This is a genomic window from Paenibacillus sp. J31P13, from assembly GCF_056269295.1.
In genome coordinates, this window is sequence record NZ_JBWDNR010000004.1 from 293,632 (window position 1) to 315,856 (window position 22,225).

General features: G+C 45.9%; 14 protein-coding genes. 8 read left to right on the forward strand and 6 right to left on the reverse strand.

Annotated features, from left to right (window positions below):
• The first annotated feature begins 98 nt into the window (after nucleotides 1-98).
• The 6 genes from AC0YOD_RS15660 (at nucleotide 99) to AC0YOD_RS15685 (ending at nucleotide 7,176) form a co-directional block, all read left to right on the forward strand.
• A complete protein-coding gene (locus tag AC0YOD_RS15660) occupies nucleotides 99-2,375 on the forward strand; it encodes an ATP-binding protein (protein ID WP_475800258.1) in 2,277 nt (758 codons plus the stop codon).
• Between the two features lie 82 nt (nucleotides 2,376-2,457).
• Nucleotides 2,458-3,822: a TrkH family potassium uptake protein gene (locus AC0YOD_RS15665; RefSeq protein ID WP_475800543.1), complete on the forward strand. Its 1,365-nt coding sequence runs from the start codon at nucleotides 2,458-2,460 to the stop codon at nucleotides 3,820-3,822.
• 101 nt (nucleotides 3,823-3,923) lie between these two features.
• Nucleotides 3,924-4,610 carry a futalosine hydrolase gene (locus AC0YOD_RS15670; RefSeq protein WP_475800259.1) on the forward strand — a complete coding sequence of 229 codons (687 nt, stop codon included), beginning with the start codon at nucleotides 3,924-3,926 and terminating at the stop codon, nucleotides 4,608-4,610.
• A 2-nt stretch (nucleotides 4,611-4,612) separates the two neighbouring features.
• Nucleotides 4,613-5,452 (forward strand): 1,4-dihydroxy-6-naphthoate synthase, encoded by an 840-nt coding sequence (locus AC0YOD_RS15675; RefSeq protein ID WP_475800260.1) that lies wholly within the window; start codon nucleotides 4,613-4,615, stop codon nucleotides 5,450-5,452.
• Between the two features lie 287 nt (nucleotides 5,453-5,739).
• Nucleotides 5,740-6,459: a 3-ketoacyl-ACP reductase gene (locus AC0YOD_RS15680; RefSeq protein ID WP_475800261.1), complete on the forward strand. Its 720-nt coding sequence runs from the start codon at nucleotides 5,740-5,742 to the stop codon at nucleotides 6,457-6,459.
• A 150-nt stretch (nucleotides 6,460-6,609) separates the two neighbouring features.
• Nucleotides 6,610-7,176, forward strand: a complete 567-nt coding sequence (locus AC0YOD_RS15685) for a beta-class carbonic anhydrase (protein WP_475800262.1) — start codon at nucleotides 6,610-6,612, stop codon at nucleotides 7,174-7,176.
• A gap of 61 nt (nucleotides 7,177-7,237) precedes the next feature.
• Here AC0YOD_RS15685 and AC0YOD_RS15690 read toward each other — a convergent pair whose 3' ends face one another.
• The 3 genes from AC0YOD_RS15690 to AC0YOD_RS15700 all read right to left on the reverse strand — a co-directional run bounded on the left by AC0YOD_RS15690 (nucleotide 7,238) and on the right by AC0YOD_RS15700 (nucleotide 9,680).
• On the reverse strand, nucleotides 7,238-7,732 hold the full coding sequence (locus tag AC0YOD_RS15690; RefSeq protein WP_475800263.1) for a GyrI-like domain-containing protein: 495 nt from the start codon (nucleotides 7,730-7,732) through the stop codon (nucleotides 7,238-7,240).
• Nucleotides 7,733-7,801: 69 nt separating this feature from the next.
• Complete coding sequence (locus tag AC0YOD_RS15695) at nucleotides 7,802-8,740, reverse strand: helix-turn-helix transcriptional regulator (protein WP_475800264.1); 939 nt, start codon at nucleotides 8,738-8,740, stop codon at nucleotides 7,802-7,804.
• Nucleotides 8,741-8,774: 34 nt separating this feature from the next.
• Nucleotides 8,775-9,680, reverse strand: coding sequence for an NAD(P)/FAD-dependent oxidoreductase (locus AC0YOD_RS15700; RefSeq protein ID WP_475800265.1), 906 nt, complete (start codon nucleotides 9,678-9,680; stop codon nucleotides 8,775-8,777).
• Between the two features lie 269 nt (nucleotides 9,681-9,949).
• Between AC0YOD_RS15700 and AC0YOD_RS15705 the strand changes: the two genes are divergently transcribed.
• Nucleotides 9,950-10,888 (forward strand): MraY family glycosyltransferase, encoded by a 939-nt coding sequence (locus AC0YOD_RS15705; RefSeq protein ID WP_475800266.1) that lies wholly within the window; start codon nucleotides 9,950-9,952, stop codon nucleotides 10,886-10,888.
• 81 nt (nucleotides 10,889-10,969) lie between these two features.
• Here the strand turns inward: AC0YOD_RS15705 and AC0YOD_RS15710 are convergent, their stop codons facing one another.
• The gene (locus AC0YOD_RS15710; protein WP_475800267.1) at nucleotides 10,970-17,152 is read right to left on the reverse strand and encodes a rhamnogalacturonan lyase family protein; all 6,183 of its coding nucleotides are present in this window, start codon (nucleotides 17,150-17,152) and stop codon (nucleotides 10,970-10,972) included.
• A 383-nt stretch (nucleotides 17,153-17,535) separates the two neighbouring features.
• On the opposite strand from AC0YOD_RS15710, the gene AC0YOD_RS15715 reads away from it, so the two are divergent.
• Nucleotides 17,536-18,462: an aminoglycoside phosphotransferase family protein gene (locus AC0YOD_RS15715; RefSeq protein WP_475800268.1), complete on the forward strand. Its 927-nt coding sequence runs from the start codon at nucleotides 17,536-17,538 to the stop codon at nucleotides 18,460-18,462.
• A 100-nt stretch (nucleotides 18,463-18,562) separates the two neighbouring features.
• Here AC0YOD_RS15715 and AC0YOD_RS15720 read toward each other — a convergent pair whose 3' ends face one another.
• Both AC0YOD_RS15720 and AC0YOD_RS15725 read right to left on the reverse strand, forming a co-directional pair.
• Nucleotides 18,563-20,662: a glycoside hydrolase family 36 protein gene (locus tag AC0YOD_RS15720; protein WP_475800269.1), complete on the reverse strand. Its 2,100-nt coding sequence runs from the start codon at nucleotides 20,660-20,662 to the stop codon at nucleotides 18,563-18,565.
• A gap of 104 nt (nucleotides 20,663-20,766) precedes the next feature.
• Nucleotides 20,767-22,074 (reverse strand): ABC transporter substrate-binding protein, encoded by a 1,308-nt coding sequence (locus tag AC0YOD_RS15725; protein ID WP_475800270.1) that lies wholly within the window; start codon nucleotides 22,072-22,074, stop codon nucleotides 20,767-20,769.
• Nucleotides 22,075-22,225 lie beyond the last annotated feature (151 nt).

Below are 22,225 nucleotides of genomic sequence, written 5' to 3' on the forward strand. Positions count from 1 at the left end.
TTTATGTTTCTCCTTTTCCCTATAAATAAAAACAGGATTATGTCGTCCTATGTCTAATTGTAGTAAGTGCATCTTAGAGTCTGGAGGGGGAAATCTCGTTGTCTATTAAAGCGAAGCTATCGTTCTCCATTTCGATTATCGTCAGTGTGATATTAGCGCTTAGTATTTTCATCTATTATTTTTCTACGAAATCCGAATTGGAGTCACAAGTCCAAGAGCAAGTTAACAACATTGCAAAACAAATCGGTATTACATTAGATACCTCGGAAACCGCTTTACAGTCCATAGAGGATACAGTTGGTGAAATGCTGCGGGCATCTGCTATGACTGCCATGGTGCAGCTTGATCCTGATATAAATAAGGTAACAAATGAGCAGCTCGTTGCGCTCAGCAAAAGAATTGGCGTCGATCATATATCGCTTTGGGTGCGTAAGGATAATGATATCTTTATAGCCAAATCATCCGAGCCAGATGAGTTAGGTGCAAGCTCAAAAACCTGGGACTATTGGTTTACCGCTTTTAATCAGCTTTTTGATAACCATAATGTGACGATCGATAAAGGGCAAGCGCTGGAGAATTTCTGGTCCGGCCCATACAATTTTGCTGATACCGCTCCTGAAAAAATTAGAAAATGGGGCTATTACTACAACGGCACTACGAATTATATTATCAACCCCTTCGTTAACGCTCAGCTGCTGGCTGATTTTAATAAAACAGTAGGAACGGATTTTCTTATTAAAGAAATCGTTGATGATCAAGAGAATTTACTTGAAATAACTGGATTCGACCCCGATTTCTTCGGAAAAAGCCCTATAATCAAAATAAAAAAAGGGATGCCTGTTTATAATCTAGATGTACGTGATATTCCATTTGGCGCATATACGTACAAAGATAATGAAAATGACTCATTAAATATTCAACAGACGCTAAGCACAGGAAAACCTGTAACGGCACAAAGCGTAATCAATGGGCAAAAGGTACTCAAGACCTTTATACCCATTACGGTTCATAAAACCTATGTCATTTGTGTTACCTTCAACTACGATGCCATTTCGGAACCTCTTAACCGTCAGCTCATGATGCATTCCATCATCTCAATCGGACTTATTATCATCTCGATGCTGGTCAGTTATTTAATTGCGGTATTCATGCTTCGCGGGCTTAATCAAATTTTCAACAAAGTGAATGCAATCGCCGAAGGCAATTTCGGTGAAACCATCACCATCCAAAGCAAGGATGAGCTGGGTCTGCTTGCGAATCGAATAAATACGATGGGCAGTAATTTGCATAGCTATACCAACAAGCTAAAGGATGCCGCAGAAGAACTGCGGAGCACGAAGCAATACTTAGAGTCTTTCGTCAACCATACCTCAGATGCCATTCACGTTGCCGATCTTTCAGGCCGTATTATTCAGGTGAACCGGGCTTTTGAGAAAATGTATGGGTGGACGATGGAGGAGTCGATCGGTCAACCTCTACATAATGTGCCGAATGACTATCTAAAATCTCAAATAGAGCTGGAAGCAATCGTCCTTCGCGGCGGTTCCGTTACCGATTTCGAGACTGTACGCTTCACCAAAGCAGGCACTCTCGTGGATCTAAGCTTAACCATCTCGCCGATTCATGATGAGGCTGGTTCTATTATTGCTATCGCGTGTATTTCCCGTAATATTACATCTCGGAAGCAGTCCGAGGAAATGATCAGACGTTCAGAGAAGCTTTCTGTAGTCGGACAAATTGCTGCCGGTGTTGCCCATGAGGTGCGGAATCCTCTTACAACACTGCGTGGATTCGTACAGCTGCAGAAGCAATCAGGCTCCTTAACGCCCAAGCATCTGGATATCATGCTTGCAGAGCTTGATCAAATCAATATGATTGTCAGTGAATTTCTTATTTTCGCTAAGCCGCAGGCCAACCGCTACCAGCCTGTTAATGTAGAAACTATTTTGCGAGACATGATGATGCTGCTTGAATCGGAAGCGAAGATGGCAAAGGTGCAACTCATCTTGCATGCCGATTCAGATCTGCCAGAGGTGCTAGGAGAGGCGAATCAATTGAAGCAGGTATTCGTCAATGTCATGAAAAATGGAATTGAATCCATGACAAGCGGCGGCGAGTTCCATGTCGAGCTGAAACAACAAACAAATAATACCGTCATTTTAAGGTTCATTGACCAGGGCTGCGGCATTGCAACCGAGGATCTGCAGCGTCTCGGAGAACCGTTTTTCACAAGAAAGGTAAGCGGTAATGGGCTTGGCCTCATGGTGAGCCAACAAATTATTGGCGGCCATAAGGGGACCCTTATATTCCGAAGCGATGTAGGCAAAGGCACCTGTGTTGAAATCAAATTACCTACGGCGGAAGAAAAGAGCTAGTATCCCAGCATTTCGCATGACGTACATGCAAATGAACGAAAATAAACATACTAGCAGGAAAGAGAAAGGTAGTGTTGAAGCTATGTTTTCTGCTATTCGCAATAAACTGCTGCGGTTTCGGCCAACTCCGCCGCAGGTTATGACCTTTGGCTTTATCTTGCTGATTTTTATTGGCGCACAGCTCTTATCTCGTCCCATATCCTTCATAGATGGCAAATCTATTCCTTTTATTGATGCGTTATTTATGTCCGCAAGCGCAACTTGCGTAACGGGTCTTACTGTTCTGAGCACAGGCAGTGAATTTTCAGTGTTCGGACAGGTTATTATTATTTTGCTGGTGCAAATAGGCGGACTAGGCTTTATGACAATGGCTACACTCTTTGCATTACTGTTTCGCAAGCGTATCTCCTTTCGGGAACGTCTTGTGTTGAAGGAATCGATGAACTATGCCTCCACAGAGGGCATCGTAAGGCTTATCCGAAAGGTATTGCTCTACGCCCTCGTCATTGAGTTAACTGGCGCTTTGCTGCTCAGCCTTTATTTCATGCTGGAAATGCCTGTCTCACAAGCATTTTACTTTGGTGTCTTTCATAGTATTTCGTTCTTCAACAATGCGGGCTTTGATCTTTTCGGTCAATTTCCAGATCGTGCAAGCAGTCTCATCCATTACGTTGAGGATCCATTTGTTAATATCGTTTCTATGCTGCTCATCTTTTTTGGCGGAATTGGCTTTATCGTTATTTCGGAGATTATTTCCTTCCCCAAAAACAGAAAGTTCAGCTTGCATAGTAAAGTGGTCTTATCCGTGACAAGCATTCTTACAGTTGTAGGAGCTATTGTCATTCTGGGACTGGAGTTTACAAACCCCAATACGCTGCAGCCTTTATCGGCTAGCGGCAAAATCCTAGGGTCTTTCTTCCAATCTGTAACCGCACGCTCAGCTGGTATAAGTACCGTTGACCCTTATATGCTCCGAGAGGTTACACAATTTTTTCTTATTATTCTTATGTTTATCGGGGCTGGTCCTGGATCGACCGGCGGGGGCATTCGGGTAACAACGTTCGCCATATTGATCGGTTCGATGATTGCCATGATTCGCGGCAAAGAGGATGTTGTACTCTTTCGCTTCCGAATAGCGAAACAGCAAATTCATCAAGCCATTATGTTTACGATGATTGCCTTTGCGATTATTTGTACAGGCACAATGATCCTTTCTATAACAGAGACAGGTTCTTTTTTGGCCATATTATTCGAAGCGACCTCCGCTTATTGTACAGTTGGCATGTCTTCGGGATTAACGGAGCATTTAACGGATATTGGCAAGTTTATAATGATTCTGCTCATGTTTGTCGGCCGTCTTGGTCCCGTTACGCTTGCTTTTGCTTTAAACAATGGCACGAAGAAAGAGCTATACCGATTCCCTGAAGGCAAAATAACAATCGGCTAATTCATATACACTCCTAGCAGCATTTGCACCAGCAAACCTGCCAATGATACGATAAGTAGGCTAGCAATTACGGATACTTAGAGGTTAGGAGAATATTTCTGATGATGCAAAATTTCGATATAAAAGCAGATGATCATGGAAAAAGAGTACTCATCGTCACTGCTGTAGCAGCAGAGAAGGAAGCCGTGCTTCGCGGACTGCAGGGCGCAGAAGGAATAGATGTTATTGCAGCAGGTGTAGGCTCAGCTGCTGCTGCTGCCGGTACAGCTGCTGCGCTTGCCTTGGCAGAAATACCTTATCACCTGGTTATTAGTGCTGGCATTGGCGGCGGCTTTGCAGGAAAAGCCGATATTGGCTCTATCGTTGTTGCGGATGTTATGGTCGCTGCTGATCTAGGTGCTGAATCACCAGCCGGCTTCCTCAGCTTGGATGAGCTAGGATTTGGTTCAGCCCGCGTAGAGGTAGAACAGCTATGGACTAATCGCTTATATCATTTTATACATGAAGCAAATCTTACCGTATGCAGCGGACCCATTTTGACCGTAACGACCGCAACAGGAACAGCAGAAACAACGGCTGAGCTAGCAAAGCGAATCCCTGGTGCTGCTGCAGAGGGTATGGAAGGTCATGGTGTGGCTGTTGCCGCCCAAAATCGTCATATTCCAGTTATAGAAATTCGCGCTATCTCGAACGCCGTCGGACCGCGTGATCGCTCCGTTTGGCGAATCGGAGAAGCATTAGCCGCTTTAGAAGGGGCAAGTCAAGCTATACGGGAGGCATTCCACTAACGATGAATATCGCATTTTCACCTTGTCCAAATGACACTTTCGTCTTTCATGCATTAGCGCATGGTCTGATTCCGGGCGCTCCTAACCTGAATGTTACCTATGCAGACATTGATATAACAAATAACTGGGCTTCAGCTGGCGAGGGACCTGAAGTAATGAAGATCTCTTATGCCGCTTTGCCTTGGGTTTTAGAACAATACAAGCTGCTCCCTTGCGGCGGCGCGCTTGGCAGAGGCTGCGGACCGCTTGTCCTCACAAACGGAAATGGTTCAACTGCGGCAGATCCTGCCTCACTTGCAGGGAAACGCGTGGCGGTTCCGAGCGAGCGCTCGACTGCTTACTTGCTGTTCAGGCTATGGGCAGCTCGCAATGTCCCCGGAGGAATTGGCGAAATCATTGTGATGCCTTTCCACGAAATCATGCCTGCTGTTCGCGACGGCAAAATCGACGCTGGTCTTGTTATTCATGAAGCTCGTTTTACTTATCCGGAATATGGACTAACTATGCTGACAGACCTTGGCAGCTGGTGGGAATCGGATACCGGCTTACCAATACCGCTAGGAGCCATTATTGCTCGCCGTTCGTTAGACACTGAGCTTATTACCGAATGGATCCGCGCCTCTGTCGACTATGCTTGGACGCATCCAGATGAATCGAAAGCCTATGTCATGCAGCACGCACAAGAGCTTTCGCCTGAGGTAGCTCAGTCGCATATCGAGCTTTATGTCAACAGCTTTACCGCTGATTTAGGCGATGACGGCTATGCTGCCATTACGGCGCTTCTTGGCCGTGCCGCTGAAGAGGGGCTCGTACCTAGCTTCGATCTGTCATTGCTTCGCTAACGCTCACGTAGCTCTAATTCACCACATAATAAAAGACGTGCAAACATGAAATCGTTTGTACGTCTTTTTTCTTCTATCGGATAATCATTTCTCTTCTAAGGAATACTTGATACAGGTTTCCAAGAGGCACGAGAACCCCATACCCTTTCCTATACTTGCTTTGAGTAAGCGAAAGATCAATAATAAAGGAAGGGCATTTTTAAAAATGCTGACAGAGAAAGATAGGGTATCGTTGCTGCAGGTTTATTTTGAAGCATAACCATAACTGTTTTGGAGGAGAGATCGGCATGGAATTAAAAAATAGAGTCGCTATCATTACAGGAGCAGGCAAAGGGATCGGCAAAGCCGTTGCTACCGCATTAGCAGCTGAAGGCGTGAACCTTGGGCTAATCGCTCGGACAAGCTCTGACCTTGAAGCTTTGCAAGCTTCACTAACAGCAACATATGGTGTGAAAGTGTTCATCACAACAGCCGATGTTTCCTCGCAAGAGGATGTCGGCAAAGCCGTTTCTTCATTGAAGGAAAGCCTTGGCACCATTGATATTTTGATTAACAATGCAGGAATCGCGTCATTCGGCTCGGTTCTAGATATGGAACCAAGCGAATGGGAACGTATCATTCAAACGAATCTGATGGGTACCTATTATGTCACTCGTGCTGTTCTTCCAACGTTGGTGGAGCAAAGCAGCGGAAGCATTATTAATATTTCTTCAACAGCTGGTGAGCGCGGCTTTGCAACCGGATCTGCTTATTGTGCTTCCAAATTCGCCGTTATGGGCTTAACCGAAGCGCTTATGCAAGAGGTTCGCAAATTCAATATCCGTGTTACTGCGCTTACACCAAGTACCGTCAATACGGAGCTTGCGACAAATGCCGGCCTCAAAATTGGCGATGAAGATCGTATGATGCAAGCGGAGGATATGGCTGATCTTGTATTAGCTACTTTGAAGCTGCCAGCACGTGTATTTATCAAATCAGCAGGCATTTGGACAACAAATCCGCAATAATAACCATGTATAGCCCCACACCTGAAGCATCCGGTGCGGGGCTGTTTCGTACCTATACAAAAAAATAAAATAATTCCATAGTTGAATATTTGACGTCATCCCTAAATCTATGAATAATAGAAAATAGGCAATCTGCAAGGAGGTAATCATATGTCAATCGTTCCGCAACTTCTAGAATTCAACAAAAAGTTTGTCGAAGAAAAGCAATATGAATCCTATTTAACTGACAAATATCCTGAGAAAAAAGTAGCGATACTTACATGTATGGATACAAGACTTGTCGAACTTCTTCCTAAAGCTTTAAATTTAAAAAATGGCGATGCCAAATTTATTAAAAATGCCGGTGCCATTTTAACCCAACCCTTCGGAAGCGCAATGCGCAGCATTCTCGTAGCGGTCTATGAGCTTGGAGCGCGCGAGGTGCTTGTTATCGGTCATCACGGCTGCGGCATGACAAACCTCGATGCAAAAGCTATGGTAAGTAAATTTCCTGAGCACGGTATTGATCCGCTAGCTATTGAAACGCTCGAAAACGCTGGTATTCGCATGGAGAAATTTTTACGGGGCTTCAGCAGCGCTGAGGAAGGCGTTAAGCACAGCGTAGAAATGATTCGTAAGCATCCCCTTTTTCCAAAGGACATTCCCGTTCACGGCTTTGTTATTGACCCGGAAACAGGCGAGATGGAAGTCGTTATGCTAGATGAAAGAATAATCTAACAGCCATTATAACAAGAAGAGGAAGATGCCTAGGCACCTTCCTCTTTCATTGTTAATATCACTAGATAGTTTGTTCCCGAACAGCGATATAAATCTCAATTTCGTCATCATTCGGATTTAAGTAGCGACCGTCATAGAGCTCATAGTCCCCTGTGTACGTTCTTTCTATGGCACTCGTTTGAAAATAGGTCCATATCTCTCTCCATGCCTCTGCAACGACTTCTTGCACAGGGCCACGCTTCGTTTTGAAAACCATGTAATGCCCTTCTGGCACCGTTACACTCTTCAATTCCTCCGGTATTTGTTGTTCTTCGCTGCCTCGCTCATGACCGATTAAAGCGGTATAGGCGCCAGTAGCATCACTCTCGTATTCCGTATACAACCCATAAATAAGATGACTGTTAATCGCCCCAATACGCTCTGCAATCGAGCTTCTAAAATAGCTGTTCCACAGCTCTGACAAACGTCCGTTTGAGCCCGCTTCATCCGCATTTGTCGTACGTACGCTTACTCCAACAAGCTCTAATCCTGGCTTAACAACGATCTTCTCATGCATTGGAATGATGATCCCCATTTCCTTGGTTTTGATCTCATTCTAACCTTGAAAACTGGACATCTAACTGTCTCAGTTCTGATATTGCCTGATAATATTTTGTGCCCGCTGCAAAACTTCCTCCATCACAAACGAAGGCCTCTCAACTTTGACGTTATCGCCATAGCTCAGCAGCATACCGTAAAACCATTCATCCATCGTAAATTCTCCTTGCAAACGCAGAGAACCGTCCTCCATAACCGTTACTTGTTCGGATGGGAAGGAATCACCTACCCGATATCGGACTTGCGGCTGAAAAAGGAGCGAAATTTCTGTTTTCTCTTTCTTGTCCCATTCTGAATCCCAATCATAGCGATCCAGCGAAGGGATCTCCCGGCGATCAAAGGTTTCCAACAAAATGTCCAGCTCCTGCATGCGAGATAATCGAAACACACGAAAATCCAGCCGCAGCCTACAGTAGCCCTGTACGTACCAGACATTGCCCTTCAAAATAAGCGAATACGGCTCCACCTCTCGCGTCGACTCCGTACCATTCATATTCATGTAAGTCAGCCTGACCAGCTTTGTTTCTTCAATCGCATTCTTGAGCACATTCACTTTATTACGCGCTTCGGGTCCTTGTCCCCAAGGATTAAGATCAAATATGATTCCTTCTCCCTGCTGCTCGGATAGGCGCTTATCTGATTGCGTGAGCAGAGACTTCACCTTTTCATGCAAGCCTGCAAAGGTCTCATCATCAAGAGCATTGCTGATTCCTTTGACAGCAGAGACGATGGACGTTATTTCTGCCAATGATAAATACTGCCTTGAAATTGTGAACTGCTCCATAATTTCAAATCCGCCAGACGTACCTTGCTGAGCAAAAATCGGTACTCCCGCTGCGGCTAACGTATCCATGTCGCGATAAATGGTTTTAGTCGATACCTCAAACCTGTCAGCTAACTCCCTCGCGCTAACTCGTTTGCGATTAAGCAGCAGAACGGTCATTGCAAGTAATCGATCAATTTTCAATGTAAACCTACTCTCTATATAAATCTTCTATGGATCAGCGATAAAAATCCTGATTCGTTAAATCCGTATTGACGCCAATCCCTGCCTTACTGCCCTCTCCTGCAGCAACAACAAGCTGGGCTGGCACAATAATGGAACAATCTCCTGCTGCATATACGCCGTTGACGCTTGTTCGACCGAAGTCATCGGTAATAAACCCGCCCTCCGAGCTCATTTGACAGCCAAGTGATTCGCCGAAGGGAGCGGCATGATCCCACTGCGGGTAGATAAAGCCGCCAACACGCTGCACAACAGCACCATTTTCAAAAACAATTGCACTCAGCATACCCATCTCGCCTGCTAGTGTTTGGATTCGGTCTGATATAACCTTAATACCTTTGCGGCCGAGCTGTCCAATCTGATCCGCGCTCATATTGTAAGCGCCATTGGTGCATATCAGCAGATCTCTACTCCAGTTGGAAACAATTTTGGCCCCGTTAAAGGCATTCCTTCCCTCTGAGATGATCACTAGCGGCTTATCCTGCAGCTCCCAGCCATCGCAATAAGGACAGCTAAATAAGCTTTTGCCATAAAACTCATGAATACGAGGGACTTCAGGCAGCTTTTCCTTCAAGCCTGCTGCCAAAATAATGGCTCGTGCCTCATAAATGACCCCATTGCTCGTTGTCAGCTGGAATCCGACTCGACCTTGCGTCACCTCGATTACTTTATCCGGTTTAATCGTTACCGTTGGATATTTGGCTATATCCTCATGAGCTAGTCTGCGAAATTCTTGCGGCTTTGTGCCGTCTCTTGTAATAAAGCCATGAGATTCATGCGTCACTGCATTTCTTGGTTTATTGCTATCAAATACGATAACACTTCTGCGTGATCTCCCCAGTACCAAGGCTGCATTTAATCCTGCAGGACCTCCGCCAATAATAGCGCAATCTATCCACATCTAGATCACTCCTTCTATTTTACAGATACGGAGAATCTGCTCCAATTAAGCTTCTATTTCATAAATAATTGCTTATCTTTATTCAGCTTTTCAAAGAAGGATGCCTTTCATTTTTCAACAAGCTTTCTTACTTATATTTACAAATATTAGAATACACTCATATTCATTTCCTTTTGTCGACAACATTCAACTTAAACTGTATAATTCTGTTGTCGGTTTATAACTTTTAAAAAACGGTGGTGGCTCTAATTATATACGCGCTTTCTCTGTTGATTTCCTTCACTATCGTTTACTTTTTGATTCCTCCATTCGGCAGACTTGCTTTCCGTCTGGATTTTGTGGACAAGCCTAGAAAAGATGTCGAACGCAAGCTTCATAAGCAGCCGATTCCACTAACGGCCAGCTATGTTATATTCATTGGTTTCTTCGTCACATACTTACTCGTTACAAGAGATTTCTCTTTGCAAACAGGAGCGATTTTTGCAGGCGGTGTACTGCTGCTTATTATTGGGACCCTAGATGATTGGTACAAAACGAAGGGCAAGGACTTCCCGTCTCTTCCTAAGTTCATTGTACAAATATCTGCCGCTGTTCTCGTCTATGCATCAGGCATTTCTTTCACTGGTTTTTACAATCCATTGTCTGGCGAATATGTGTTGCTTCCTGTGGTATTGCAGTTCCTTCTAACGATTTTGTGGATTTTCGGTGTGACGACAGTCATTAATTTCTCTGACGGTATGGATGGACTAGCCGGCGCGCTCTCTGCGATTTCAGCTATTACGCTGTTCATTGTCGCAATCGCCAAAGGACAATCCAACTCTGCTATTATGGCGATTATCCTTGTAGGTGTAACGATCGCTTACCTGCGTTACAATAAGCCTCCCGCCAAAATCTTCATGGGCGATGCTGGCGCAACCTTTCTCGGATTTATATTGGCTGTAATCGCCTTAGACGGCGCCTTCAAGCAAGCAACAGTCATGTCATTATTCATTCCTATCTTAGCCCTTGGCGTTCCGATTTTCGATAACCTGTTTGTTGTCGTGAAACGAATGATGCAAGGCAAAGCTATCTATCAGGCTGATGCCAGCCAAGCACATTATCGGCTGCTAAGAGCAGGTCTTAACCATAAACAGGTGGTCCTGTTTCTTTGCCTGATCAGCACCTGTCTATGCCTATCTTCTATCATATTACTGCTGGTTCAGATCTAATATCATCATCCATATATAATGAAAAAAAGGCAGTCCGCAAACGCATGAATTCGCGTTTGTGGACTGCCTTTGTTTATTCTTCTACTTTGTTACTTTTACCTGCATGATGCTGCTATCCGTCACTCCGCTGTCATTTGCCAGTTCTAGTCGATATGAATATGTGCCAACTAACCGACTCGCTAGATCGATCGTTACGGTTTGTGCATAAGGTGTCTTGTCTGGGAGGGACCCTGTCTCGATAAGGACATTATTCTCATAAAGACGGTAAGTTGTACCGTTTGTGCCCCACCACATATTCATCATCACTTTAAAGTTGCCATCTCCATCCCAGTTGTCATTCGACAGGACTGGTGTGCCTGGATTAGCATCTTTCACTGTAACGACATGCGACCCGCAAGCCGTTGTTCCATAGGAATTCGTAAGTTCACAAGTGTACGTGTACTTCCCATTGGTCTTGCCCATTATATCCGTCGCCGCTGTCTGAGCGGATGGCGAGTTATCGGTCAGCACCTGTGTATCAATGAGCACACCATTCTCGTAAAGCTTGTAAATCGATCCGTTATTGCCGTACCACATATTCATCGTTATCTTGTAGCTGCCATCCTGCAAACCGTTATCATGCCCGTTGTTGTTTGAAAGAACCGGAGCACCTGGCTTTCCCTTCGCCTTCTCGATGCCCGTAACGGTAATCATTACCGTTCTGATCGTTTCCAAACCAGCATTATTCACGGCTTTGGCCGTAAAGGTATGGTTGCCTGCCAATCCGGCAAATGCGAGGCTGCTGCCGTTCACTAGCGGCTTCCCATCAAAAGTAAGCGCTAGATCACGAATACCGGATTCTGCATCTTCAGCAGTAACCTGAACCGTCCATACATCCGCAGTCGTATACTGCTGCTGTGGCAAGCCCGCTATAACGGGAGCTGTTGTATCCACAGGCTCCTGCGGCGCGTTCACATACTGAATTTTCGGAGCCGAAGGCTGCTCCATATCTGCTCCCAAATAGAAGCTCGTATGCGGTGGCTGATTGTAGGCAACGTTCTGCCATGCCACGCCGAGACGGTAAATCGGATCATGCATAAGGGTATGAATGCGATGCTCTGTTACGTCTGTCGTCGTATAAATCCGCAGCTCTGAGCTATCCGTTGAGCGCCAAATGACCTCTTCACGCCAATCACCGAGCAGATCAGCTTGCAGGCTTGGATTCGCCTTAGTCGAGTTGTTGGAAGCCGCTCCCGATGCGGTTAACAGATTGATTGTCTTTTCATTGTCGTAATCCCATTTATCAATGCGATTATTGTCTAGCAGCTCACGGAGTAAATCCCCGTCCCACCAGATGCCAAAGTTTGTTGAGGACGGAATTTTTGTCGTTATGAGCTCTCCTCTTGCATTGTAGAGACCCGTAATCGGAATATGCTGCTCATTCGTAATCGTCGCTGACCACATCTCTTCACCAATATGGTTCGGATCAATATCCGCTGACATTCCACGGCCTGTATCAATCCCCGTGTATACGCCCCAGATGATCTCACCAGTAGCCGCGTCACGCATTTCCATTCCATACTTGGAATCCACATGCTCATGCACGTCGAACAGCTCTAAGCCCGTTCTAGCAGGGTCTAAATCACCTAGATGCATAGCGTCACCGTGACCAAGCCCTGTATTGTAAAGCGGCGTTCCGTCATCATCTACCGCCATCGCGCCGAAGGAGATCTCATCCTTCCCATCGCCATCCACATCACCAATAGAAAGGTTATGGTTACCTTGTCCGGCAAAGTCCCCCAGCCCTTCATCATTGGAATCGAATTTCCACTGCTGCGTCAAATGACCATTTTTGAATTGATAGGCGGCAATAACCGTTCTTGTATAATAGCCGCGGCTGAAAATAACACTTGGATGCTCGCCGTCAAGATAGGCTACACCTGCCAAGAAACGATCTACACGATTGCCGTATGCATCGCCCCATGCACTGACATCACCGCGAGGAGGATCATATGAAACGGTATCCAATGCCCCGCCAGTCAAGCCGTCAAACACCGTCAAATATTCATTCCCAATCAGCACATACCCGCTGCTATTGCGATGATCCGCATTTGCGTCGCCTATTACTTTGCCTAAGCCGTCAACTGTGCCGTCTGCCGTCTTAAATGTGACTTCTGCACGTCCGTCTCCATCCAAATCATAGACCATAAACTGCGTATAGTGTGCGCCTGCGCGGATGTTCGGGCCGAGATTAATACGCCATAGACGAGTTCCATCCATTTTGTATGCATCCATATAAACAATGCCTGTATATCCTGCTTGCGAGTTATCTTTGCTGATGGAAGGCGACCAGAGCAATACGATTTCATACTCGCCGTCTCCATCTAGATCGCCTACGCTAGCATCACCCGCGTAGTAGGTGTATGGCTGGCCATCCTTTGTATAAGCATCAGCCGGCTTTTGAAGAGGGATGGATTTGTATTGCTGCTGCCATACGCCAAACACCTCAGAAACCTGCTTTTCCACCCCGTTAATAACCGAAGCCAGAGTGTATGTGGATTTATCTGTTCCTGTGGCGTCTAAATAATTCGTGCTTCCTGTCACCAATGCCGTATTTAGTTTCACACCGTCACGATACAAATTAAACCCGATTGAAGCTGGATCAAGTCCGAGCAGCCTCCAACCAATGTAATTGCCTGTATCCTTTTTCACTGCCACCGGTGCTCTATCCAAATACTCCATGCTGCGATACAGTGTCGTAACCGCCGATGTCTCCAAGCTTGCTGATAACTCGGAAATACCGCCTGCATTTACAGAAGCTACTTTGTAAAAGTATGGAATCGTCGTAAGGACAGTTGTGTCCGTATAGGTTGCTTCGTTTGATTTTCCGATCAGCACATATTCGCCATCGGCTTTCTTCGCACGATAAACGTTAAACATGCGAGCTTCAGCTACATCATTCCATGTGAATGTAACATCATTTTTATTTGTTGCCTGCACCGCCAATCCAGTTGGCACTGCCGCTTTCGCCACATTCGGGTCAATCATCGACACATGCAGCTCATTAGACGCTACGGACTCGAAGCCTGTGCTCTCCAGCGCCGTAACCGTATACGTATAATCTAAGCCTACATCGGCTGTCATATCCGTAAATGCCGTTCCTGTTAAAGTTGTTAACAGCTCCGCTTTGCCCCCAGCTGCAGCTTGACGATACACCCTGTATCCAGCTGCGCCTTCTACGGCTCCCCATGTGAGAGAAGCTGATATCGGATCACTTCCCAGCTCTAGGCTTGCAAGCGTAAGATTGGTTGGAGATAGCATGAGCGACGTAATCTCAATGCCGTTCAAATGTGCTGTCGTTCCACTGAAAGTAAAATTCATTTGTCCATCTCTAACAGCAATTTGATTGTAGACCTTCTCTGCAATATTCTCTTTGCCAGAAGATACTGTTCCATAATCCTTGCCTTCTATGCTGACATTCGTCTTCGTTGATCCAATCCAGTCTCCCGTATATGTCTTAACGGAATAGTAGCCATTAGGCAAATCAACCTTAAACTCATAGCTTCCACCGAAATATGCTACAAAATCTCGCCGTAAATTGTCCGTCGCAGAACCCCGGTCGCGATCAATCATATTGGCGCTGGAGGTAAGTCCGTAACCAAGCTGCGGCGTATAAAGGACGCTGCGCGTCACCTCTTTATAGCCAGTCGCTACTGGTGCTCCCACCGGTCCAAAATCAAAACGGTATTGCGCAGCCTTCGTCGTAATCGATACCGCATCGGACGGTGCCGACTCGCCACGGCCGTTCACAGCCGTTAACCTCACCTGATAGGATTGACCTTCACTCATTCCGCCTATTGTAAGGGTAGGGACGATTGCGGTTCCGATCATCGTATAAGCAAAGTCAGGCTCCGAATCGAGCTTCCGGTATACTTTATAAATATCCGCTCCATCTGTTGCTTGCCATTGCAATACGGCACCTGCATTGCTGATGCTGCCGGCTAGTAGACCAGTTGGCTTAGCTGGTACATCATCAGGCTGTTCAATTTCCTTCACGAATGCTGCTAAAGGCAGATCGAGCTTTTGAATGCCGCCTGCAAGCAAACGAGCGAGTTGAATGGCGCCATAGGCCTGGAAGTGGGTATTATCCGCGGAGCCATTCGGGAACGCTCCGTAAATGCCCGGCTCCACATGCAGAAATACCGAGAGCGAGGCTTGCACGCCAATTGAGTTATAGTAAGCGACACTAAGTGTGCTTAAATCTACCAGAGCTACATTCAGCTCTGCTGCCACTTCCTTCATCGCCTGTACGTATTCAGGGAAGCTTACGTTGAACTTTCCAGTATCCGTGTTGTAATCTCTCCTACCCATAGGCGTTACGAGAATAGGAGTCGCACCGCGTTGTCTCGTACCGTTAATATATGTTTTCAAGTAATTTTTGTAATCGGCTGGCGATGCGTAGCGATCTGGCACGCTGATTGTTGCATCATTGTGACCGAATTGGACAAGGAAATAGTCCCCCGGCTTGATGACTCTCAAAATCTCATCTAGGCGTCCCTCGAAAATAAATGATTTTGAACTTCTGCCACCGATTGCATGGTTTTTGAATGTAACATCATTCGTGAAGAAGCTTGGAATCATTTGCCCCCAGCCCGCTTGTGGATCCCAGTAGGGATCATAGGTTTGTACGGTAGAGTCGCCCGCCAAATAAACAGTAGGGAGTTCACCCGCTTGGCGCGTTTGCTGCTTCGTAATAACGAGAGCATTGATTTTTGGCGCTGCACCTGTAAATTCTAGATTGAGCTGACCATCTACCAGAGCAATTTGAAAATCCATCTCTAGAAATTGTCCAGCTGCTTTGCTTGTTAGCTGCACCTTCTGAATGGTTTCGACCTTAATTGCAATTTCTGAGCCCTCGCTGCTGTCACCCGCAATGAGCGACACGTTATAATCACCGTTCGGCAAATCTACACTGAATGTCGCATTGGTTGGTTGTACAAAATCGGATCGCAAAGCATCCGTTGTTCCTCTATCACCAGCGCTCACATTCGTCAAACTGTTAAAACCATATTTGAGTGCAGAAGAATAGAGGGATGTCGCGGTAACCCTCGTGTAACCAGCCTCCAATGCGCCTGATCCGAAATCAAAGCGCTGTACATCGCCTTCTGGCAGCGTAACAGGCGGTACATAAACGGTACTTACTGCTGTATTGGAAACAGCCGACTCGCCGCTTCCATTGAATGCTTTGATTTGATAATAGTATGGAAGCGTCGTATCCGCGCTGGCATCCCGATAGGTCGGAAGGGCTGATTGACCTATTTCTTCAAATGGACCCGTTTCTGCTTCAGCGCGAAAAATCTTATAGCCTGTCGCTCCATCTGTCACAACCCAGCTTAATTGAACAGCATTCACCTCTACTTCGCTTACCTTCAATCCAGTTGGAGCAGAGGGGGCGCTAAGTGCAGGAATAGCTGCTACTGTAACCGATGCGCTGACTGATGATTCTAAACCAGCCGCATTAAGCGCAGTCACCGTATACGTATAACTGCTGCCCTCTTGTACATTCGTATCAACATAGGAAGTCGTTGTTGATTGGCCCATTAGCAGCGAAGCAGCACTGCCCTGAGCGCGGTACACCTTGTAAAGACTCGCGCCAGTCACAGCATTCCATGCCAGAGACACGTCTTGAGGTGTTACGCGTGTAATCGCGAGATTCACTGGAGCATCCGGCAATACAGGCATTACTCCTTCTATGGTTATTCCGTTCAAATAGGCATAACCCGCCGTAGCCGATAAGCCAACCGTTAATTGACCGTCACTTACCGTCGTGCGATACGTTGCGGAGGCGACAGCCTGCTTGGTAGAGATCGTTCCCGCCGTCACGCCTTCCAGTGCAACGATCGTTTTCGTTGTGCTTGTTCCTGTTAGAAGATCCCCTGAGAAAATCGTTACATCATATTCACCATTAGGAATATCGACAAAGAATGAAAAGGCTGTACCCAGCACAAAATCATTCGTCATCTCGTCTCCACCCGTCCGATTTCGCGAAGCGAGCGCCATACTTAAACCGTAGCCTAACTGCTCCGAATAAAGCATAGAATCTGTCACCGCTGTGTAACCGGATAATACAGGGCTCGTTGCTGTACCAAAATCAAATTTCTTTACCACCTGCTCCGAATTTGCATGAACTGTCAGTGATCCTAATGGCCATGACGAGAAAGCAGTTGACCATAAGACGGCCACTGCAAGCAACAACATAAACAAACGACTTTTACTTCTTCGCATATAACGGTTATCCCCCGCTTTCATGGTATAAGTGCATCATTTCACAACATCGATCTGTAGTAAGCGTTTACATTTCGTAGTATGCATGTATGCTTTCATTGTTGAGCCACTAGATTCCCGTAAAGGAACCCCGAACATCCCTCCTTTTCCATTAAAATAATTGTATCCATTGCTATTTTTCCCATAATTGACTCTCACTCCTTGATACTACTGCTGAATTCCATCTATTAACATCCAAAAAACCGTTCTTTATCATTAAAAATCCGAGGTATTTAGTTAAAATCTACAAAAATAGCATGTAATAGACTCCGTATGCCCTTCGCAGTAAACTAATATAAGGCATATATGTAGTTGAGATTGTTTAAGGAGTTGGATATAAAATAATGCGTTTACCCGAGGCCTTCATTCGAACCTTTACAGAGGTTCATAAGGAAAAAGGAGAAAAATGGATAGCTGATTTTGATAATCTAATTCATTATTGCCAAGAGCGCTTTCAGATGGAGATGATGCCATCGTTTGATCTCTCGTATAATTATGTCGCCCCTGCACGTCTGTCAGACGGAAATGAGGTGGTTGTGAAGCTTACCGTTCCCGGGCAGGATTTTTACGGGGAATTAGATGCACTCACTCTATTTAATCGCAATGGCGATGCAATGGTTAAGGTAGTTGAAGCCGATAGAGAAAAGGGCATTCTTATTCTTGAACGAGTATTACCAGGTCATACTTTAGCTGCTTTAGAAAATGATGAGGAAGCGACACACATTGCCTCATGTGTATTGAAGAAGCTTTGGACTTCAGCACCGCCGGCTTCCACGCTTCCGACAACTGTGCAGAGAGAACTGGGGCTAGTGAAAATTTATAATGAAAATCCAGAAGGGATCGGTCCGATCTCCAAAGAAATACTGCATGAGGCTGTCGATAATTTTAAAGCAATGAATGCGAGGGCAAAAGAATCCTTTCTGCTGCATGGTGATTTTCACCATTACAATGTATTAAGAGCTGGCAGCGACGCTTGGGTCGTCATTGACCCGAAAGGATTAATAGGGGAACGTGAATACGATGTTATCCAATTCCTATTAAACAAGCTGCCCAAAGAGAATATAACAGCCGTTATGGATAAGCGTATTGATATTTTTGTAGCAGAGTTAGGTTTGGATAAGAAGAAAATCTTATCTTGGGGCTTCTCCCATGCTGTACTAGCATCGTCTTGGTCTGTGAATGATGATGGCAGCTATGACGAAAATGAACCCTTTTTTCAAACCATACCTGTGTTCAGACATTTACATCACTTATACTATGGTTCATTTTAGGCGTACTAAAAAACCAGTCCGACACGTGAGTATTGTGTCTAGACTGGTTTTTTCATGTTAGTAGGATGCGGTATTCCGTTTCATCCTCCTCTCTTTTCAACTAATCTACGATTAATTCAAATAAGCGTGCCGTTTTCACATTAGGCAGGCTAACCCGCAGCAAGCCATCCTCTTCGTTCCACTCCGACTGTGTGCCATGCCCTTCGGCTGGATAAGCGCAGCGAACGGAAAGCGGCTGTCCTCTCCACTGTGCCAGCGGCAGCTCAGCTTCCTCACTATCCCCGGCAATACGCCATACCGCCAAATAGATGCGGTTTCCTCTTCTTAGACCATAGCTGATCCAATCATCCTCTTGCTTAGGCAGACCGAGCGGCCAGAATGGGAGCGCTTCGGGAATGTCGCCCCGAATCATTTTGTAATAATCCAGCGCTTCCTTGACGAGTTCCCTCCGCCGTGAACTTAGCTCAGCCAAATGACCGCTTTGATGCACACGGAGTAGAATCGCATTCACCATGTTGAATATAACCTCTTCATCATCGCCCTCACGCAGCGGATACGACCAAATAGCAGATTGCTCCGGCGTCAATACAGCTGGAGAACTTGCCGCAATAGCTGCGTATTTCACATAATCCTCTTGGTCACTGGTCGATTGAATGCTGTGACGGCTAAGCATCGCATAGTCCATGCGCATACCGCCGCTGGAGCAGTTCTCGATAACCAATTGCGGATAACGGGCAAAAATAGCATCGAGCCAGTTCAGATACGCGCGGTTATGCTGAAGCAAACCGTCACCATAGCTATCTGCGTCGCTTTCTGTCCCGATTCCTGCATTGATGTTATAGTCCATTTTGATATAGCCTACGCCGTAATCTTCAACCAAGCGATGAATGACCTCATCCGCATGCGCGATTACTTTCGGATTGCGATAATCCAGCTGATAACGGCTGCGATCCTTCACTCGCTTGCCATGACGCATGAAGAACCAGCTGTCATCCGTATCAGCAAGCTTCGGACTGTTAATGCCCATGACTTCAAGCTCCAGCCATAAGCCTGGAATTAAGCCTTTGCCTCTAATGTAATCAAGCACATACTTGATGCCCTCCGGGAATCTCTCCTCTGACGGCAGCCATTCGCCGACACCGTCCCACCATTCGCCGGGCGCGTACCAGCCAGCATCGATACAGAAGTATTCACAGCCTACCTCTGCCGCCGCATCAATAAGCGGAAGCAGCTTCTCCGTTGTTGGTGCGCCCCAAAGGCAATTCATATAATCATTGAAAATAATCCGCAGCAGCTGATTATCCTCATTCGGCCGACGAATGATCCGGCGATACTTCGTAAGCTGATCCGTTGCGCTTTCAAAACCGCCTTCCACTGCTCCAATAGCAAGTGGAACGGATACAAATTCTTCACCTGGCTGCAAGCTTAGCCACCAGTGATTGTCATGCTCGGTCGGACCGCTAATCAGCACCGTTAGCAGATCAGACTGCTCAATAATCTCCCAGTGCCATGAACCGTTATGCTCAATCTGCCAGAACAAGCTTGTCCCCGCTTCCTCGTTCTCCAGCACTGCCATCGGGATATGCTCCGCGGCTGACCATGAGCCGGTATTACTGCAGGAAACCCGCTTCGAACCACGATCAATTAGATGGGACATGCCCAGCTCAGGCAACCGATAGGAACGCCATTGCAGCTCGGATTGCCAGCCATTATGCGCTAAATAAAGACGCATTTTGTCATCGCGATCCTGTTGTCCTTCCTTATCAAGACCGGTTAATGCGAAGGAAGATACATATTCCACCTCCGCTGCTTGAGTGCCGGTATTCTTAAGCACCGCCCAGCTGCGAATCGTTCCTACGCCGTCATAGAACTGAAAATGCTGGATTGCCTTCAATCCTGTTAGCTCATCTCGCAAACCAAGCTCCAGCTTGCGGCCCCATTCATTCCGCGAGTCGCTATGCGTGTCATAGACCATTCGCAGTCCCGGGTAAGTAGCGCGATGCGTTCTTCCGTGATACTCCGCGCGATCTTCTCCTGTTAACTGGAGCTCCATTAAGCGGAATCCCGGCTTTTGCTTCTCGCCAATGACTGCCTCTTCAAGCGGCTTTGGTCCAAAGTGAAGAAATAACACATCTCCGCTATTCGTTACTTCAAAAACAAGGTACAGCCCATTTTCTTCTACCTCTATACGCCGACTCATCTTCAAACCACACCTCTCCCCCATTGATTACGCCAACAAAAGTGTCTAAAAAAATAACTCAGCACTGCAAAGTGCTGAGTTACGAAAAGTGCATATGAATCAGCTTACTCGGCAGATCCGAATTGAACCCAAGCTTTTTGAATTTCATCAATCGCTTGATCCTTCGTTTTGCTGCCGCTGATGTAGCTTTGCATCAACTCGCCGAACTTTTGGTGGAACGTATCAAGCGAATAGTTAACCGACAGATCACCGGATTTTTCTGTTTTCAAAATTTCTTCCATTTGTTTCGGCATATCTAGATCAGGAAGCGGAGCATCTTTGATTGGAGGAATAACCTTCGCTACGCTGGAGAACCAGTTTTTACCGTAATCAGAAGTGTACAACCAGTTGAAGAATTCAATCGTTTCTTTTGCTACAGCAGAATCCTTGTTGATGCGAAGCGCTTGGTCAGCACCTGTAACAAGTTGGTTTTGCTCTGCTTTGTCACTAACTGGATAGCCTACGATACCGATCTCGATATCAGGTGTAATTTTTTTGATGGCTTCCTCGTCCCATGCGCCTTTACCCGTCATGAAAGCTGCTTTGCCTAGAGCAAAGTCACTTACCTCAGCGTTGCTGTCGCGCTCAAGCGGCTTGTTCGTACCATGTTTTACAGTCGTATCAATGAAATTGAAGAAGTTGTCATACAATACGGGATAATCTTTGAATGTTGTTTCACCTGCGATAAATTTAGCAACCAATTCCTTCGGCGTTGTGCCTGCATCGTCAGCAGCCGCGTTCACGAAGTTTTGGAAGATATGTTTCCATACCCACCACTCTTTATACGCGTTAGCGAATGGCGTAATGCCTTTTGCTTCAAGCTTCGCGATAGCATCATTCATTTCAGTCGTTGTTTTAGGTACTTCTGTGATGCCTGCATCTGCAAGCAATTTCTTGTTGTAGATCATCATCATCAGGTTTCCTTTGATCGGAAAGCCTAATACTTTACCGTCTTTGGAGCTCATGTTGATTTTTACAGAATCAGTCATTGCAGCTGCCAGCGGTTCATTAGTCAAATCAGCGCTGTATTCTGCAAAGGTATCGATATCTCCGCCAGCAGTCGTTTGGAACACGTCCGGCGTGCTGCCTGCTGCGATTTTTGATTTTAGTACCGTGTTATAGTCAGCTTGCATGATTTCAAGGTTAATCGTTACGTTTGGTTTAACCTTTTTGTATTCTGCAATGTATGCATTGAAAGCATCTGTGTATTCAGGAGAAGCAGTAAACATATTAATGGTCACCGGCTTGGATGAATCTGTTGTTCCACCCTCATTGTTGCCTGTTGTGTTGTTTTTGTTGTTGCTGCCGCAAGCAGCGAGTATGCCAACGACCAGCACCAGACTAACGGATAGTGCAAGAAATCTTTTGAACATTTAAATGCCCCCATTTCCTTCATTAAGTATGGTCTTAGATGCCTATTCTCAGCGAAAACGGATGTTAAAGCTTGATGCAATCTCCCCTGTTTCACAGCCTTCGTTATAAGCATCGTACAAGGATGAACCTTATACTTTCTTATATCTTAAA